Origin of the sequence: Streptomyces sp. SKN60 (assembly GCF_026236535.1) — a bacterium.
Taxonomy (GTDB): domain Bacteria; phylum Actinomycetota; class Actinomycetes; order Streptomycetales; family Streptomycetaceae; genus Streptomyces.
Genome location: NZ_JAHTMW010000008.1, coordinates 150,109 through 166,445 on the forward strand (window position 1 = coordinate 150,109; position 16,337 = coordinate 166,445).

Sequence of the window (16,337 nt, forward strand, 5' to 3'; positions counted from 1 at the left end):
GCATGCCGACCACGGAACGCGACCCCGTCCAGATCTTCCAGGTGTCCACCCTGTACGGCGCCGCCACCGTCGCCGCCGCCATCGACGCCGGCCGCTTCGGCGCACCCGGCGCGGCCCGGCGCCTGCTGCTCGTCTCGAACAACGCCGAGATCCCCGAGACCGCCGTCCGCCTGGAGACGATGACCGGCTACGCGCAGGTCGCCGCCCGCTTCGACGGCGTCCTCGACTGGAACGAGGCCGTCCACCCGCACCACCCCAGCTCCTGGGCGCCGCGCCCCGAGGAGGCCCCGCTCTGGCAGCGGGTCCTGCGCACCGCCTGGGGGCTCGGCACCGCCCCCGTCGAGCTGGTCGTCGAGTCCATCCAGGTCAACCCGGCCAAGGCGCTCGCCGCCGTGTTCGCCGAGAGCTCCGTGCATGTCTACGCCGACGGCCTGATGAGCTACGGCCCCACCCGCGACGAACTGCCCCAGTCCATCGCCTGCCGCATCCGCCGGGTGCTCCACCTCGACCTGGTGCCCGGACTGCGGCCGCTGCTCCTCACCGAGTACGGCGTCGGCGCCGAGCTCGTCCCCGACGACGCCTTCCGCGCGGTGCTGCGCGAGATCGCGACGGCCTCGGAGAGCTCGGCGGAGAACGCGGCCCTCGCCGCCGCGACCGCCGCCGCCCCCACCGCCCTGCTCCTCGGCCAGTACCTCGCCGTCCTCGGCATCCTCACCGTCGAGGAAGAGGAGGAGCTGCACGTGCGGATGCTGCGCGGCGCCGCCGCGGCCGGCCACCGCTCCGTGGTCTTCAAGCCGCACCCGACGGCCCCCGCCGGCTACTCCACCGCCCTGCGCGAAGAGGCCGCCCGCACCGGCGTCGACCTCACCGTCCTGGACGGCCCACTGCTCGCCGAGACCTTCTACGAACGATGCCGCCCCAACCTCGTCGTCGGGTGTTTCTCGACCGCGATGCTGACGGCCGCCGTCTACTTCGGCGTGCCGATCGCCCGGGTCGGCACCGGCACGGTCCTGGACCGCCTCACCCCGTACGAGAACAGCAACCGGGTCCCGCTCACGGTCGTCGACCACCTGGTGCCCGACCTGGACGGCGACACCGCGCCCGCCGTGCCGGGCGCCGCCTCCGACGGCCTCGCCCCGCTGGTCCGCGCCGTCGGCTACTGCATGCGCCCGGCCGCGCACCCCGGCCTGCGCGAGGAGACGGCCGCCTATCTCGCCGCGCACGGCACGGACCCGGCCCTGGCCCACCACTTCCCGGCCGAGCGGCTCGCGGAGCTGGAGCTGAAGGTCCCCGTCCGCGCGTAGCGGTTCTTACGTACGGTCGGCCGAGCGGACCAGGGTGAACACCGCGCCCTCCGGGTCGGTGACCAGGGCGAGCCGCCCCGCCGTGCCCTCGCGCGGCGGGCGGACCATCTGACCGCCCAGGTCCACGACCAGCCGGGCGGAGGCGTCGACGTCGGCCACCTCGAAGTACGTCATCCAGTGCGCGCCCCGGTCGCGGGGCAGCGCCGTGCCCACCCCGTGCAGCGAGGCGACCGGGCGCCCGTCGAGGTGGAGGGTCAGATAGTCGAAGTCGGCGGACACCACCGGCTCGACCTCGTAGTCGAAGACCGTCGCGTAGAACTTGCCGACGGAGGCCGTCTCGTAGGTCAGCAGCTCGTTCCACACTGGTGTCCCGGGCGGCCCGGCCGCCGCCGTGCCGTGGTGGGCGTCGGCCTGCCAGACCCCGAACACGGCGCCCGCCGGGTCCGCGCAGATCACCAGCCGGCCGGCCTCGCCCGCGTCCAGCGGGCCGACCGCGACCGTGCCGCCGCAGCAGCGGATGGTCTCCGCCGTCTCGTCGGCGTCGTCGGTGGCCAGATAGGGGGTCCAGGCGATCGGCAGATGCCGGTCCGGGGGCAGCTGACCGATGCCGGCCACCTCCCGCCCGTCCAGGAGCGCACGCACATACGGGCCGAGCTGCTGCGGACCCGGCACGAAGTCCCAGCCGAACAGCGCGGCGTAGAACTCCTGCGTCGCGTCAAGTCCGTGCACCATCAGGCTCACCCAACAGGGCGTACCGGGTGTGCGCCGAGTCGCCTCGGTCATCGTCACTCTCTTCTCGCCAGTGGCCGTGCGCGGTGGGCCGTGCGGGCCGTGCGGGGGCCTCCTGGCGGGTCCCTGCCCGCGCGCCGCCCGCCGTACACCTGGACCGGACGGCCGTCCCGACCCGATGGTGACACCGCGGGACGGCCCGCGCGCCCCGGACGAATCGGGCGGGTGCCGTCCGTCAGGGGGCGGGCTGCGCGAGGATGGCTCCCATGAAGCCCATCATCTCCGCAAGCGAACTCGTCAGCGAATCGGCCGGGGCGACGCCGCCGGTCCTCCTGGACGTCCGTTATCTGGCCGTCGGCGGTCCGCCCGGAAGGCCGGAGTACGAGGCCGGGCACATCCCCGGTGCCGTGTACGTGGACCTGGACGCCGAACTCGCGGGGCCGCCCGGTGCCGGCGGGCGCCACCCGCTGCCGGACCTGGCCGCCTTCGGCGCCACGATGCGCCGGGCCGGGGTGTCGGCCGGCACCCCGGTCGTGGTCTACGACGGCGGGCTCGGCTGGGGCGCGGCCCGCGCCTGGTGGCTGCTGCGCTGGGCCGGGCACCCGAACGTCCGGGTGCTCGACGGCGGCATCGCCGCGTGGCCGGGGGAGCTGTCCAAGGACGTGCCCGCGCCCGCGCCGGGCGACTTCGAGCCGCGCCCGGGCGGCCTGCGGCTGCTCGACGCGGACGGCGCCGCCTCGCTCGCCCGCTCGGGTCTGCTGCTCGACGCGCGCGCCGCCGAGCGCTACCGGGGCGACGTGGAGCCGATCGACCGGATCGGCGGCCACATCCCGGGTGCCGTCTCGGCCCCGACCATGGAGAACGTGGACGGAACCGGGCGCTTCCTCTCGGCCGAGGCCCTGAGGGCACGGTTCGCCGGGCTCGGCGCCGACTCCGCGGGTGAGATCGGCGTCTACTGCGGCTCCGGCGTCTCCGCCGCCCAGGAGGTGCTGGCCCTGGAGCTCGCCGGCTTCGAGGCCGCGCTCTACGCGGGCTCCTGGTCCGAGTGGTCCGGCGACCCGGCCCGCCCGGTGGCGACGGGGCCTGACCCGCAGTAGCCGCGGCGGTACGGCGAGGGGCTCGCGCCATCACCGTGGCGCGGGCCCTTCCCCGTACGACAACGGGTCAGTCCGACGACTGCTTCTTGCGGCGGGTGCCGAAGACGATCTCGTCCCAGCTGGGCACCGCCGCACGCCGCCCGGGTCGGACGCCGTCCGCCTCGGCCTGCCGGTCGGTGGTGCCGATGAGCCGGTCGCGGTGGCCCGAGACGGCCCGCGGCATCAGGACGTCCGCATAGGCGGAGCCGGCGCCCGCGGAGGCCGCCGGGGCGGGCGGCTCCTCGGCCTCGACCTCGTCGGAGGGCTCACTGACCGGCTGCTCGGGCACCACCAGGTCGCCGCGGAAGCTCGGCACCGCCTCCAGGAGGCTGGTGAGCGAGTCGCGCTCCTCCTCCGGCTCGGGAGCCGGGGCGGGCGCGCGGTCGATCTGCCGGTCGAGGGCACGGTCGAGCGGCCGGTCCCGGGGGAGCCGGGCGATCCGCGGCACGAACGGGAAGCTCGGCTCCGGAACGGCCGCGAGGGTGTCGTCGGTCTCGCCGATCAGCGCCCGCGCCTCGTCGTCCACGGCCTGGACGAGCCGCCGCGGCGGGTCGTACGTCCAGCTCGCCGTGTGCACCTCGCCCGCGACGCGGTAGACGAGCAGCACCTCCCAGGTGCCGTCGTCGCGGCGCCACGAGTCCCACTGCACGGTGTCCTTCTCGGCGCCGCGCAGCAGCAGCCGCTCCTGCACCGCCTCGCCGAGCTGGGGTCCGGTGTTCTCGCCGGGCCGGCGCACGGGGGTCTTGCGGGCCCGCTCCGCCATGAAGGCGCGCTCGGCCAGCACGGGGCCCTCGAAGCGGCGCACCCGGTCGACGGGGATGCCGGCGAGCTGTGCGACCTCCTCGGCGGAGGCACCGGCCCGTATCCGGGCCTGGATGTCGCGGGGGCGGAGGTGGCTCTCGACCTCGATCTCGATCTGTCCGAGCCGGGCGCGGTCGTTGCGGACCGCGGCACGCAGCCGCTCGTCGATCGGAAGTGTGTACTCCGTGTTGTCAGCAGCCTTCAGCACCAGTCGTGTGCCGTCGTTCGAGACGGCCACGACACGCAGTTCGGGCATGGGAACCTCCCGGGTGGTGCCTGCCGACGTCACGTGCGTCGCTGCTTCCGCTAGTCGAGTGTGGCCTGCCCGGGTGCAGCCTGCCACAACCCTGCCGAGTTGCCCGGCGTGTCGGGCATGGACCCTGGAACGCCGTTATGGCACGGTTACCTGAATGCGACGCAGAGTGACTGGCGGTCACGCTGTGTCGCGGTGCCCGTGCGGTGCTGCCGTGGCGCCGCCGGTTCGAGTGCCACCTTCGGCCCCCTTCCGTCGATTCCGGACACCCGTGAGGGAATCCGGACCCAGGGCTCGCCACAGTACTCCATTCGGGCCATCCGGGTGGAGCGGCGCGCCGCCCAACTTCTCGGGCGGCTTCGGAGTTGAGTCTTCGTGATCCCGGCCCCCGCGTGTCCCTCTTCACAGAAGCGTCGGAAACGGAACTAATCCCTTCGCCCATTTGTCCCTTCTGGGTGCACGCGGGAACGAATGAACGAGCTGGGACGGACATGCCCGAAGAGAAGAAGAAACGGTTCGACCTGAGCCTTCCTCAGGTCGCGGGCAGCGCGCTCGCGGCCGTGCTCGCCGCCAAACTCGCCTCCACGCTCGGTGTCTACGGCACCATCCTCGGCGCGGGTGTGATCAGTGTCATCGCCACCTGCGGCGGCCCGCTCCTCCAGCACCTCTTCAAGCGCACCGGCGAGCAGATGCGCGAGGTCGCCGCGCCGGCGAAGCAACCCCAGCGGCTCCAGGGGCCGGGGGAGTTCGGCGAGCCGACCGTCCACGGCACCCGGATGCGAGGCTGGAAGCGCCCCGCACTCGGCGCCGCCGCGGTCTTCCTGATCGCCATGGGCGGCATCACCGCGTACGAGCTGACCTCCGGTCAGGACCTCGGCGGCACCAAGGGCGCCACGACCTTCGGCTCGGCGGTGCGGGGCGGCGACCGTCAAGGCGAGGGCGGGAAGGGCGAGGAGTCACCGGCCCCGACGCCCCGGCGGGAGGGCGGTGGTGCCGGGACGCCGACCCCGGACGGGACCTCCGGCGGCGGCGGGACCGGTACGGCGACGCCCGATCCCACCGGTACGCCGACCGGCAGCCCGACCCCGACGCCGTCCGGCTCCACCGAACCCACCGACGCCCCGACCACCACGCCGCCGAGCACCGCTCCGCCGACCACCGCGCCCGCGAGCCCGCCCGCGACGGCCGCCGAGTGACCGTCAGTCGCCGAGCACCCGGCGCAGATAGTCGTTGCCGAAGCGCCGGTCCGGGTCGAGCCGGTCGCGCAGCGCCGTGAACTCGCCGAAGCGCGGATAGGCCTTCTCGAAGTAGGCGGCGTCCCGGGTGTGCACCTTGCCCCAGTGCGGGCGCCCGCCGTGCCCGGTCATGATCCGCTCCACCGCGGTGAAGTAGGCGCGGTGGGGCGTGCCCTTGTAGAGGTGCACGGCGATGTACGCGGACTCCCGGTCCGAGGCCGTGGACAGCGCGATGTCGTCGGCGGGCGCCGTACGCACCTCCACCGGGAAGCTCACCTTCAGCGGCGAGCGCTCGATCATCGCCTTCAGCTCGCGCAGCGCCGACACGGCCGCCTCACGCGGCAGCGCGTACTCCATCTCCAGGAAGCGCACCCGGCGCGGCGAGGTGTAGACCTTGTACGGGATGTCCGTGTACGTACGGGCGGACAGCGCCCGGCTGGAGACCTTGGCGAGCGCCGGGATGACCGGCGGCACGGCCCGGCCCAGCGAACAGGCCAGCTGGAAGACCCCGTTGGACAGCAGTTCGTCCTCGACCCAGCCGCTCACCCGGCCCACCGGAGCGGCGGGTCCAGCGCTGCGGTTGTTGCGCTTGGTGTTGCAGTTGTCGGTGTGCGGGAACCAGTAGAACTCGAAGTGCTCGTTCTCCGCGTGCAGCTGGTCGAACTCCGAGGTCACGCGGTCGAAGGACATCGGCTCCTCGCGCGCGGTGAGCAGGAAGACCGGCTCCACGGCGAAGGTGAGGGCGGTGACCACGCCGAGCGCGCCGAGGCCGATCCGGGCGGCGGCGAAGACCTCGGGGTTCTCGGTGGCCGAGCAGGTCATCAGGGAGCCGTCGGCGGTGACCAGTTCCATCGCGCGGATCTGCGCGGCGATCGAGGCGGAGTCACGCCCGGTGCCGTGGGTGCCGGTCGAGGTGGCGCCGGCGACCGTCTGCTCCATGATGTCGCCCATGTTCGTGAGCGACAGGCCCTCGCGCGCGAGCGCCGTGTTGAGCCGCTTCAGCGGGGTGCCGGACTCCACGGTCACGGTCATCGCCTCGCGGTCGATCCGGCGGATGCCGCTGAGCAGGTGCGGGCGCACCAGCACCCCGTCGGTGGCGGCGATGGAGGTGAAGGAGTGGCCGGTGCCGACCGTCTTCACCCGCAGGCCGTCCTCGGCCGCCCTGCGCACGGCGTCGGCGAGCTCCTCGGCCGAGGCCGGGCTCACCTCCCGCACGGGGCGGGAGGTGACGTTCCCCGCCCAGTTACGCCACGTGCTGCCCGCCGCCCTGGTGCTCCGCTCCGGCTGCGTCGTCGACCTGGTCAAGCTGCCCCTCCCGCGTCGGCGCCGGCCTGCGCAGCCGGCGGTGGCCCAGGAGCGCCACGGCGACCGCGAGCGCACCCGACAGGACGGGCACCACGTACCCCGACTCCGCCCCCGACGCGTCGACCACCCAGCCGGCGGCCGAGGAGCCCAGCGCCACACCGATCGCGAGCCCGGTTCCCGTCCAGGTCATGCCCTCGGTCAGCTTGGTGCGCGGTACGTGCGCTTCGACGAGGGCCATCGTGGTCACCATCGTCGGTGCGATGGAGAGGCCCGCGACAAAGAGCGCCACGGCCAGCAACGGCAGGTTCCCGGCCAGTAGGAGGGGGATCATACTCACGGCCATCGCGCCCACGCCCACGAGCCAGCGCACCGCCGGATCGCCCTTGACCCGGAGCAGTCCGAAGACCGCGCCGGCCAGACAGGAGCCCAGCGCGTACACCGCGAGCACCAGGCTCGCGGCCGACTTGTGGCCCTGTTCCTCGGAGAAGGCGACGGTCACCACGTCCACCGAGCCGAAGACGGCGCCCGTGGCCACGAAGGCCAGGGCGAGCACCTGGAGGCCGGGGGAGCGCAGCGCCGAGCCGCCGGAGTGGGTCTCGCGCGGGTGCGGGACGGGCTCGGTGGCGCGCTGCGAGGTCAGCCAGAAGACGCCGGCGGCGAGGAAGGCGCCGGCGAGCAGCGGGCCCGCCTCGGGGAACCACGTGGTCGACAGACCGATCGAGATGATCGGGCCGAAGATGAAGCAGATCTCGTCGACGATCGACTCCCACGAGTACGCGGTGTGCAGTCGCTGGGCGTCGCCGTGGTAGAGCGCCGCCCACCGCGCGCGGGTCATCGCGCCGAGGCTCGGGACGGTGCCGACGAAGGCCGTGAAGACGAACAGGGTCCAGTCCGGGGCCCCGAACTTCACGCACAGCAGCAGCCCGGCGGCGGCCGTCAGCGAGATCAGGGTGGCCGGGCGCAGCACCGCGCGCTGCCCGTGCCGGTCGACCAGGCGGGAGATCCGCGGGCCGAGCGCGGCGGCCGAGAGCGCGAGCGTCGCGGACAGCGCGCCCGCGAGCCCGTACCGCCCGGTGACCTGCGAGATCATGGTCACGATGCCGATGCCCATCATGGACAGCGGCATCCGGCCGATGAAGCCCGCGACGGAGAAGGCCGTGCTGCCGGGGGCCGCGAAGATCGCGCGATAGGGACTGGGCAAGGGGATCTCCGGGCTCGGGCAGGCATGCGGGACCGCACGGCGGGGCGCACACGTGTCAATTAATAGCTAAAGCCTACGGCGTTGAAGTCGCCCGGTCACTCGCTTTTCCGGTCGGGCTTCCGGTCGGGCCTCTGGTCGGATCTTCCCGTCGGTCTTCGGTCGGTCTTCCCGTCGGGCCGCACCACGGACCGTCAGCGGCGGGTGGCAGGATCGGTGCCATGTCCGACGCGCTCGATCCCGCCCCGTACGACGCCCTGCTGCTGCTCTCCTTCGGTGGCCCGGAAGGCCCCGACGACGTGGTCCCGTTCCTGGAGAACGTGACCCGCGGCCGCGGCATCCCCAAGGAACGCCTCAAGGAAGTGGGGCAGCACTACTTCCTCTTCGGCGGCGTCAGCCCCATCAACGGCCAGAACCGCACCCTGCTCGACGCCCTGCGCGCGGACTTCGCCGCGTCCGGCCTCGACCTGCCGGTCTACTGGGGCAACCGGAACTGGGCGCCGTACCTCACCGACACCCTGCGCGAGATGATCACCGACGGACGGCGCCACATCGCCGTCCTCGCCACCAGCGCGTACGCCTCCTACTCCGGCTGCCGGCAGTACCGGGAGAACCTGGCGGACTCGCTCGCCGAGCTGGAGGCGGAGGGCCTGCCGCTGCCCCGCGTCGACAAGCTCCGGCACTACTTCAACCACCCCGGCTTCGTCCGCCCCATGATCGAGGGCGTGCTCGCCTCCCTCGCCGAGCTCGACGAGTCCGTGCGCGCCGGGGCCCACCTCGCCTTCACCACCCACTCCATCCCCGACTCCGCCGCCGACACCTCCGGCCCCGTCGGCGGCCACGGCGAGGGCGGCGCCTACGTCCGGCAGCACCTCGACGTGGCCCGGCTGATCGCCGACGCGGTCCGCGAGGAGACCGGCGTCGAGCACCCCTGGCGGCTCGTCTACCAGTCGCGCAGCGGCGCCCCGCACATCCCGTGGCTGGAACCCGACATCTGCGACCACCTGGAGGAGCTGCACGCCGCCGGCGCCCCCGCCGTCGTGATGGTGCCGATCGGCTTCGTCTCGGACCACATGGAGGTCCTGTACGACCTCGACACCGAGGCCACCGCCAAGGCCGCCGAGCTCGGGCTGCCGGTCCGTCGCGCGGCCACCGTCGGCGCCGACCCCCGGTTCGCCGCGGCCGTGCGCGAGCTGGTCCTGGAGCGGGCCGCGGGCGAGCGCGGGCAGCGTGTCGAGCGCTGCGCCCTGGGCGCGCTCGGCGCCTCCCACGACCTGTGCCCGATCGGCTGCTGCCCCGGCCGGGCCGAGCGCCCGGCCGCCGCCGGCGCCGACAGCCCGTACGCGTGACCCCGACGCCGAAGGAGACCGAGGCATGACCGACCCCCTGCTGACCGAACTGCACGAGCTGGCCCTGGAGGCCGGCCGGCGGGCCGGCGCCCTGCTGCGCGACGGACGGCCCGACGACCTGGCGGTCGCCCAGACCAAGACCAGCGCCGTCGACGTCGTCACCGAGATGGACATCGCCGCCGAGAAGCTCATCACCGGCTTCCTCACCGAGCACCGCCCGCACGACGGCCTCCTCGGCGAGGAGGGCGCCGCCACCCCCGGCACCAGCGGGGTGCGCTGGGTCATCGACCCGCTCGACGGCACCGTGAACTATCTCTACGGCCTGCCGACCTGGGGCGTCTCCATCGCTGCCGAGCGGGACGGCGAGACCGTCGTCGGCGTCGTCGAGGTCCCGATGCGCGGCGAGACCTTCCACGCGACCCTCGGCGGCGGCGCCTGGCTCGGCGACCGGCGCCTCGCCGTCCGGCCCGCGCCCGAGCTCGGCCAGGCCCTGGTCGCGACCGGCTTCGGCTACGTGCAGGCCCGCCGCGACCACCAGGCCGCCGTGGCCCGGGAGCTGCTCCCCCAGGTCCGCGACATCCGCCGCGCCGGCTCCGCCGCCATCGACCTCTGCGACCTCGCGGCCGGCCGCCTCGACGCGTACTACGAGCGCGGCCTCAACCCCTGGGACCTCGCCGCGGGGGATCTGATCGCCCGCGAGGCGGGTGCCCTGACGGGCGGCCGGGCCGGCGAGCGCCCGTCGGGCGAGCTGCTCCTGGCGGCCCCGCGGGGCCTGTTCGGCACGCTGCAGGAGTTCCTGGAGCGGGCGGGCGCCTGGCACGACTGAGGCCGGGCAAGCCCCGCCCGCCGGACGGAGTCCGGCCAGGCGTCCGACGCCTGGGAGGCCCCCTGGGGCCGAGCAGTGCGAGGGCGGCCATGAAAGGTGGTGCCCTCGCCGCGGGCGATCTCATCGCCCGCGAGGCGGGCGCCCTGACCGGCGGCCGGGCCGGCGAGCGCCCGTCGGGCGAGCTGCTGCTCGCGGCCCCGCGGGGCCTGTTCGGCACGCTGCAGGAGTTCCTGGAGCGGGCGGGCGCCTGGCACGACTGAGGGACGGGCGCGCACGCCGGAGGGCCCCCGGAGCCGATGGTTCCGGGGGCCCTCCGAGGTATCCGCGGGGATCAGGCGCAGGCAGCGCCGATCTCCACGCCGTGTTCGGCGGCCAGGCGGTGCAGGTCGTCGAGCTCGGCCTGCTCGACGTCCGCGAGGAAGTCGTCGCCCGCCTCGCGAGCGCGCGTGAGGTCGGACTGCGTGGCCTTGATCCGGTGCAGCAGTCCTGCGGTGAAAGCGTCCATCGTGCGCCCCCTCGTCGTGGGTCGGTGGCACGGGGAGTGCCGGGGGTGGGTGGACCACGCACAGCCACCTCTGGGGGACAGAGAGCGGTAGGTGGCAGGCCACCTACAGGGCGTGATCGCGGGGTGTGCAGTCGTCCTCCCCAGCCCTTCGCGGACGGAAACCTCAACTGGCCCGCCGAATCAGGTGAATTCTTCGTGCGCCCCGGCGACCGACCGGTCGGACCGGAGCCCCGCAGGGCGCCTTACAGCCGGTTTACGGCCGCTCGGGGCAGGATGGATACGCACAGTCAGTGCGCAGAACCGCCTTGTCCGCGTGCGGGACCAGGGCGCCCAGGAAAGGACTTACGGACGTGCGCGTACTCGTCGTCGAGGACGAGCAGCTCCTCGCGGATGCGGTGGCCACCGGCCTGCGCCGGGAGGCCATGGCGGTCGACGTCGTGTACGACGGGGCCGCCGCCCTGGAGCGCGTCGGCGTCAACGACTACGACGTCGTGGTGCTCGACCGCGACCTCCCCCTGGTCCACGGCGACGACGTCTGCCGCAAGATCGTCGAGCTGGGCATGCCCACCCGGGTGCTGATGCTGACCGCCTCCGGCGACGTCAGCGACCGCGTCGAGGGCCTGGAGCTCGGCGCGGACGACTATCTCCCCAAGCCCTTCGCGTTCAGCGAGCTCACCGCCCGTGTGCGCGCCCTGGGGCGCCGCACCAGCGTGCCGCTGCCGCCCGTCCTGGAGCGGGCCGGCATCAAGCTCGACCCGAACCGCCGCGAGGTCTTCCGCGACGGCAAGGAGGTCCAGCTCGCGCCGAAGGAGTTCGCGGTCCTGGAGGTCCTGATGCGCAGCGAGGGCGCGGTCGTCTCGGCCGAGCAGCTCCTGGAGAAGGCCTGGGACGAGAACACCGACCCGTTCACCAACGTGGTCCGCGTCACGGTGATGACCCTGCGCCGCAAGCTCGGCGAGCCCCCGGTGATCGTCACCGTCCCCGGCTCGGGATACCGGATCTGAGCCGATGGCCCCGAACAACACGATCCTCCACGCGCCGCCGAAACCGCACTGGGACCCCCGGGACCCGGTCCGCCCGCTGCTGCGCCCCACCATCCGGATAAGGCTCACGCTGCTCTACGGCGGGATGTTCCTGATCGCCGGCATCATCCTGCTGGCGATCATCTACCTCTTCACCGCGCAGGCGGTCCGGGACACCACCGCGACCCTGCCCTTCAAGGTGGTCAGCGGCACGGTCACGCCGACCACCGACTGGTGCGAGCTGCCCCAGAAGTCCACCGGCGAGCCCTTCACCGGTGAGCAGCTCAACAACGCCGTCTCGATGTGTCTGCGGCACCAGAGCGACCTCGCCTTGGACGACCTGCTGCGGCGCTCCCTGTTCGCCCTGCTCGGCCTGAGCATCATCGCCTTCGCCTTCGGCTACGCCATGGCGGGCCGGGTGCTCTCCCCGCTGGGCCGGATCACCCGGACCGCCCGCCAGGTGGCCGGCACGGACCTGTCCCGCCGGATCGAGCTGGACGGGCCGGACGACGAGCTGAAGGAGCTCGCCGACACCTTCGACGAGATGCTGGAGCGCCTGGAGCGGGCCTTCAGCGCCCAGCAGCGCTTCGTCGGCAACGCCTCGCACGAGCTCCGCACCCCGCTGGCGATCAACCGCACGCTCCTCGAGGTCACGCTCTCGGACCCGGCGGCGCCGGTGGAGCTCCAGCAGCTCGGCAAGACCCTGCTCGCGACCAACGAGCGCAGCGAGCAGCTGGTCGAGGGCCTGCTGCTGCTCGCCCGCAGCGACAACGCGATCGTCGAGCGCAAACCGGTCGACCTGGCCGAGGTGGCCTCCCGGGCCATGGACCAGGCGCGCTCGGAGGCCGACGCCAAGGGCGTGGAGTTCCGCGGCGAGCGGGGCCCGGCCGTGGTCCAGGGCAACGGTGTGCTCCTGGAGCGGATCGCCCTGAACCTGGTGCAGAACGCCGTGCGGTACAACGTGCCGGCGGACGGCTGGGTGGAGGTCGTCACCTCTGTGCAGGGCGGTCAGGCCGTCCTGGAGGTGTCGAACACGGGCCCGGTCGTCCCGGCATACGAGATCGACAATCTTTTCGAGCCATTCCGGCGCCTCCGGCAGGAGCGCACGGGCAGTGACAAGGGTGTCGGCCTCGGCCTGTCGATCGCGCGCTCCGTCGCGCGGGCGCACGGCGGCCGTATCATCGCCGAGCCGCGCGAGGGCGGCGGACTCGTGATGCGTGTCACTCTGCCGATCTGACACACTGCACGAAGCCGACCGGTTTTGTTCGCTTTGCGCTGAATTTCCGGTTCTCTTTCCTCGGGTCGTTCTGTGTGATCGATCACAGGAATGAGTGTCCGGTCCTCCACTCTCCGTGATCGCGAATTCCCGCGGAAAACCCGGAAAAGTCCGGGTTTCCGGGGGTCCGAATGACGGGAAGTACACGGGGTGGCACCCGTGAGGGAGGGCCGCAGGACCGTGTACGGTCCGCTTCGCCACCCAAAGCCGGTCACTCGTGAGAGGGCGGATTGGGTGTCGATTGAGTAACAGACCTTGATGTGAGGCAAAATCTCCGCCTCAGGTCGGGCACAAGTCCGGCCTCTCACGCGTTACGTGCGCTGGAGACACCGCAAACCACCCAGAGGGGGAGAGCTGACATGGCAACGGATTACGACACCCCACGCAAGACCGACGACGACGTCGACTCGGACAGCCTTGAGGAACTGAAGGCCCGCCGGAACGACAAGTCGACCTCGACCGTCGACGTCGACGAGTTCGAGGCCGCCGAGGGCCTGGAGCTCCCGGGCGCCGACCTCTCGAACGAGGAACTGGCCGTCCGGGTCCTGCCCAAGCAGGCGGACGAGTTCACCTGCATGAGCTGCTTCCTCGTGCACCACCGGAGCCAGCTGGCCCGGGAGAAGAACGGTCAGCCGATCTGCCGCGACTGCGACTGAGATCGAGTGACCGTGGCAGGCGACACACCGTCTCGGAAGCGACGGCTCCGGCTCCCCGGGAGGTCGGAGGCGTACCAGGGCGGCTCGGGCCCGGCAGAGGGCGTCAAGGACGCTCCCTCCGCCGAGCACTCCGCCCCCCTGCCCGCACCTGGCGCACGTGACGACGGGCGAGGCCGCACGGCCTCGCTCGAAGCATCCGACGCGCACCGGGCCGGTCACCGGCTCGACCCGGACACCCACCTGGACCTCAGTGGCCCGGACCCCACCGGCCTCGCCGGCACCGGCCCGGACACCCGCGACGGCACCGCGAAGCGCGGCGTCCTGCGGCGCGTGGCCAACCCCGCGCGCGTCCAGCTCGAGCGCATCAGGCTCGACAGCGCCCGCATCGAAGCCGTACGGCGCGGAGTCAGGCGCGGCGGTCAGGGCGCCAGGGCCGGCATCGGCTATCTCGCGGACCGCGTCATCGAGATCGCCCCGCGCGTTCCCGTACGGGACCTCGCGACCCTCCGGCGGCAGTTCCCCGGCCTCGGCCCCGAGCAGATCGCCGACAAGCTCATCTCCGGCGCGTCCAGGGCCAGCGCCACCGTCGGCGCCGGCATCGGCGCCGCCGCCATGCTGCCCGTACCGCCCGCGATGGCCGCCGAGCTGGCCGCGGAGATCACCGGCGTCGCCGCCATCGAGCTCAAGCTCGTCGCCGAGCTGCACGAGGTCTACGGCCTGCGGCCCCCGGGCGCGCTCCCCCAGCGCTCCACCGCGTACCTCACCGCCTGGACCGAGGAGCGCGGCATCGACCCCACCAAGCCGACCACGGTCAACGCGGCGCTCGGCGGCCAGATGAAGCGCGAACTGCGCCAGCAGATCATGAAGCGCATGATGCGCAACCTGCCGAACCTCACCCCGTTCATGGTGGGCGCGGCCGTCGGCGCCGTGATGAACCGGCGCGACACCAGGAAACTCGCCGAGCACATCCGCAAGGACCTGCGCGCCCGCCAGATCCCCTGGGACGCCCTCCCGGCCCTGCCGCCCCTGGAGCAGCCGGAGAACCCCAAGGAGATCGACTTCTAGCCCTGGAGGGGCCCTGAGGGCCCCTGGAGGCCCGTACGGGACTACGCAGCCTCGGTGCGGGCCGCCTCGATCGCCGCCGCCAGTGCCTCCGGCTCACGGCTGGACAGATAGACGTACGGCGTCGGGTCCTCCGGGTCCGTCACCTCGACCCGTACCGCCGTCGCCACATAGCTGCGCATCACCATGAACGCGCGCGGGTCGGCCTTGTGCGTGCGCCAGGCGCGCGCCTCCTCGGCGTCGAGCACCTCGGGCGCCCCGAGCGCCGACGCCGGAATCCGTGCGTCCCCCGCGACCAGCGAGCCGGCCACCACCCGGATCCGGGCCGAGCCGTAAGAGGAGACGCCCACCGCGGCGAGCGCCCCCGCGGCGAGCAGACCGCCGAGCGCCGGCACCGTCCCCAGCGGGAACATGATCAGGGCGCCCGACAGACCGATCAGGGCCGCGATCAGCCACCAGGAGCGGGGTGCGGTCAGACGTTCGTCGAAGCTCGGGGCGGTCGCGGGCGCGGAAGGCTGCTGCATGTCCCCAAGCTTGGCACGGCGCGACCCGCGCCCGGCCGCGCGGGTAAGGTCTGCGCCTGTGACTGGAACATCTGCCGCTCTCACCCCGCCGGCCGACGCCATAGCGCCGGTACGCCACCCCGACGCGCCCGCCCCCGGCGAGCCGCTCGGGGCGCACTACGAGTACTGCTTCGGGTGCGGCGGCGGGCAGCCCCACGGTCTCCACCTGGAGGCGCGCGCGGGCGAGGGCGTGACGGTCACCGCGGAGTTCACCGTGACCCCCGACCACCAGGGCGCCCCCGGCCTCGCGCACGGCGGCGTGCTCGCCACCGCGCTCGACGAGACCCTTGGCTCCCTGAACTGGCTGCTGCGGGTCATCGCCGTGACCGGGCGCCTGGAGACCGACTTCGCCCGGCCCGTCCCGGTCGGCACGGTGCTCCACCTCCAGGCCGAGGTCACCGCCGTGCACGGCCGCAAGATCTACTCGACCGCCGTCGGCCGGATCGGCGGGCCCGAGGGCCCCGTCGCCGTCCGCGCCGACGCCCTCTTCATCGAGGTCAAGGTCGACCACTTCATCGACAACGGGCGCCCGGAGGAGATCCGGGCGGCCATGTCCGACCCCGACCAGGTCAGGCGCGCCCGCGCCTTCGAGGTGAACCCCTGATGCGCAATCCCGTCGACGTACTCATCCGCCGGGTGGACCCGGAGGTGCCGATCCCCGCGTACGGTCACCCCGGCGACGCCGGCGCCGATCTGGTGACCACCGAGGCCGCCGTGCTCGCCCCGGGGGAGCGGGCCGTGCTGCCCACCGGGGTGTCCATCGCGCTGCCCGACGGCTACGCCGCCTTCGTGCATCCGCGCTCCGGACTCGCGGCCCGCTGCGGAGTCGCCCTGGTGAATGCCCCGGGGACGGTCGATGCCGGGTACCGTGGAGAGATCAAGGTGATCGTGGTCAATCTCGACCCGCGCGAGAGCGTGCGGTTCGAGCGCTTCGACCGGATCGCCCAGCTGGTCGTCCAGCAGGTCGAGAAGGTGCGCTTCCACGAGGTGGCGGAGCTTCCCGGCTCTGCGCGGGCCGAGGGGGGCTTCGGGTCCACCGGCGGTCATGCCGCCGTGGACGGCACTACGGGTGGGAATCGATACGCTTCGGTCGTATCCGACCGGGAAGGACAGTGAC

Annotated in this window: 18 protein-coding genes; 12 read left to right on the top strand and 6 right to left on the bottom strand. The window is 73.2% G+C overall.

Translation table 11 applies throughout. The features are described 5' to 3' along the window. Positions 1-2 precede the first annotated feature (2 nt). On the top strand, positions 3-1,304 hold the full coding sequence (locus KV205_RS15470; RefSeq protein ID WP_265864934.1) for a polysialyltransferase family glycosyltransferase: 1,302 nt from the start codon (positions 3-5) through the stop codon (positions 1,302-1,304). 6 nt (positions 1,305-1,310) lie between these two features. On the opposite strand, the gene KV205_RS15475 is transcribed toward KV205_RS15470, so the two are convergent. Continuing rightward, positions 1,311-2,087 (bottom strand): VOC family protein, encoded by a 777-nt coding sequence (locus KV205_RS15475; RefSeq protein WP_265864935.1) that lies wholly within the window; start codon positions 2,085-2,087, stop codon positions 1,311-1,313. A gap of 212 nt (positions 2,088-2,299) precedes the next feature. On the opposite strand from KV205_RS15475, the gene KV205_RS15480 reads away from it, so the two are divergent. Further along, positions 2,300-3,130: a sulfurtransferase gene (locus KV205_RS15480; RefSeq protein ID WP_265864936.1), complete on the top strand. Its 831-nt coding sequence runs from the start codon at positions 2,300-2,302 to the stop codon at positions 3,128-3,130. A 67-nt stretch (positions 3,131-3,197) separates the two neighbouring features. Here KV205_RS15480 and sepH read toward each other — a convergent pair whose 3' ends face one another. After that, entirely contained in the window at positions 3,198-4,259 is a 1,062-nt protein-coding gene (gene sepH / locus KV205_RS15485; RefSeq protein WP_265864937.1) for a septation protein SepH, read from the bottom strand. A 455-nt stretch (positions 4,260-4,714) separates the two neighbouring features. Here sepH and KV205_RS15490 point away from each other — a divergent pair, with 455 nt between their 5' ends. After that, the gene (locus KV205_RS15490; RefSeq protein ID WP_306806315.1) at positions 4,715-5,419 is read left to right on the top strand and encodes a hypothetical protein; all 705 of its coding nucleotides are present in this window, start codon (positions 4,715-4,717) and stop codon (positions 5,417-5,419) included. A gap of 3 nt (positions 5,420-5,422) precedes the next feature. Here the strand turns inward: KV205_RS15490 and KV205_RS15495 are convergent, their stop codons facing one another. Both KV205_RS15495 and KV205_RS15500 read right to left on the bottom strand, forming a co-directional pair. Further along, positions 5,423-6,763, bottom strand: coding sequence for a D-arabinono-1,4-lactone oxidase (locus tag KV205_RS15495; RefSeq protein WP_265864938.1), 1,341 nt, complete (start codon positions 6,761-6,763; stop codon positions 5,423-5,425). Continuing rightward, positions 6,702-7,964 carry an MFS transporter gene (locus KV205_RS15500; RefSeq protein ID WP_265864939.1) on the bottom strand — a complete coding sequence of 421 codons (1,263 nt, stop codon included), beginning with the start codon at positions 7,962-7,964 and terminating at the stop codon, positions 6,702-6,704. Before KV205_RS15500 ends, KV205_RS15495 begins: the two co-directional genes overlap by 62 nt. Before the next feature lie 218 nt (positions 7,965-8,182). Here KV205_RS15500 and KV205_RS15505 point away from each other — a divergent pair, with 218 nt between their 5' ends. The 3 genes from KV205_RS15505 (at position 8,183) to KV205_RS15515 (ending at position 10,396) form a co-directional block, all read left to right on the top strand. Next, entirely contained in the window at positions 8,183-9,310 is a 1,128-nt protein-coding gene (locus KV205_RS15505) for a ferrochelatase (RefSeq protein WP_265864940.1), read from the top strand. Between the two features lie 25 nt (positions 9,311-9,335). Beyond that, a complete protein-coding gene (locus tag KV205_RS15510; RefSeq protein WP_265864941.1) occupies positions 9,336-10,136 on the top strand; it encodes an inositol monophosphatase family protein in 801 nt (266 codons plus the stop codon). 89 nt (positions 10,137-10,225) lie between these two features. Next, positions 10,226-10,396: a hypothetical protein gene (locus tag KV205_RS15515; protein WP_265864942.1), complete on the top strand. Its 171-nt coding sequence runs from the start codon at positions 10,226-10,228 to the stop codon at positions 10,394-10,396. 71 nt (positions 10,397-10,467) lie between these two features. Here the strand turns inward: KV205_RS15515 and KV205_RS15520 are convergent, their stop codons facing one another. Further along, on the bottom strand, positions 10,468-10,641 hold the full coding sequence (locus tag KV205_RS15520) for a hypothetical protein (protein WP_265864943.1): 174 nt from the start codon (positions 10,639-10,641) through the stop codon (positions 10,468-10,470). A 350-nt stretch (positions 10,642-10,991) separates the two neighbouring features. On the opposite strand from KV205_RS15520, the gene KV205_RS15525 reads away from it, so the two are divergent. The 4 genes from KV205_RS15525 to KV205_RS15540 all read left to right on the top strand — a co-directional run bounded on the left by KV205_RS15525 (position 10,992) and on the right by KV205_RS15540 (position 14,660). Next, positions 10,992-11,645, top strand: a complete 654-nt coding sequence (locus tag KV205_RS15525) for a response regulator transcription factor (protein WP_265864944.1) — start codon at positions 10,992-10,994, stop codon at positions 11,643-11,645. A gap of 4 nt (positions 11,646-11,649) precedes the next feature. After that, on the top strand, positions 11,650-12,900 hold the full coding sequence (locus KV205_RS15530) for a cell wall metabolism sensor histidine kinase WalK (protein WP_265864945.1): 1,251 nt from the start codon (positions 11,650-11,652) through the stop codon (positions 12,898-12,900). A 398-nt stretch (positions 12,901-13,298) separates the two neighbouring features. Next, positions 13,299-13,595, top strand: coding sequence for a DUF4193 domain-containing protein (locus KV205_RS15535; RefSeq protein ID WP_003955561.1), 297 nt, complete (start codon positions 13,299-13,301; stop codon positions 13,593-13,595). Positions 13,596-13,607: 12 nt separating this feature from the next. Next, entirely contained in the window at positions 13,608-14,660 is a 1,053-nt protein-coding gene (locus KV205_RS15540; protein WP_265864946.1) for a hypothetical protein, read from the top strand. A gap of 41 nt (positions 14,661-14,701) precedes the next feature. Here the strand turns inward: KV205_RS15540 and KV205_RS15545 are convergent, their stop codons facing one another. Next, entirely contained in the window at positions 14,702-15,181 is a 480-nt protein-coding gene (locus KV205_RS15545) for a DUF3093 domain-containing protein (RefSeq protein WP_265864947.1), read from the bottom strand. Between the two features lie 58 nt (positions 15,182-15,239). Between KV205_RS15545 and KV205_RS15550 the strand changes: the two genes are divergently transcribed. After that, the gene (locus KV205_RS15550; protein WP_265864948.1) at positions 15,240-15,824 is read left to right on the top strand and encodes a PaaI family thioesterase; all 585 of its coding nucleotides are present in this window, start codon (positions 15,240-15,242) and stop codon (positions 15,822-15,824) included. Next, the gene (gene dut, locus KV205_RS15555) at positions 15,824-16,336 is read left to right on the top strand and encodes a dUTP diphosphatase (RefSeq protein ID WP_017237679.1); all 513 of its coding nucleotides are present in this window, start codon (positions 15,824-15,826) and stop codon (positions 16,334-16,336) included. The genes KV205_RS15550 and dut overlap by 1 nt, the downstream gene beginning before the upstream one ends. Position 16,337: the final 1 nt, after the last annotated feature.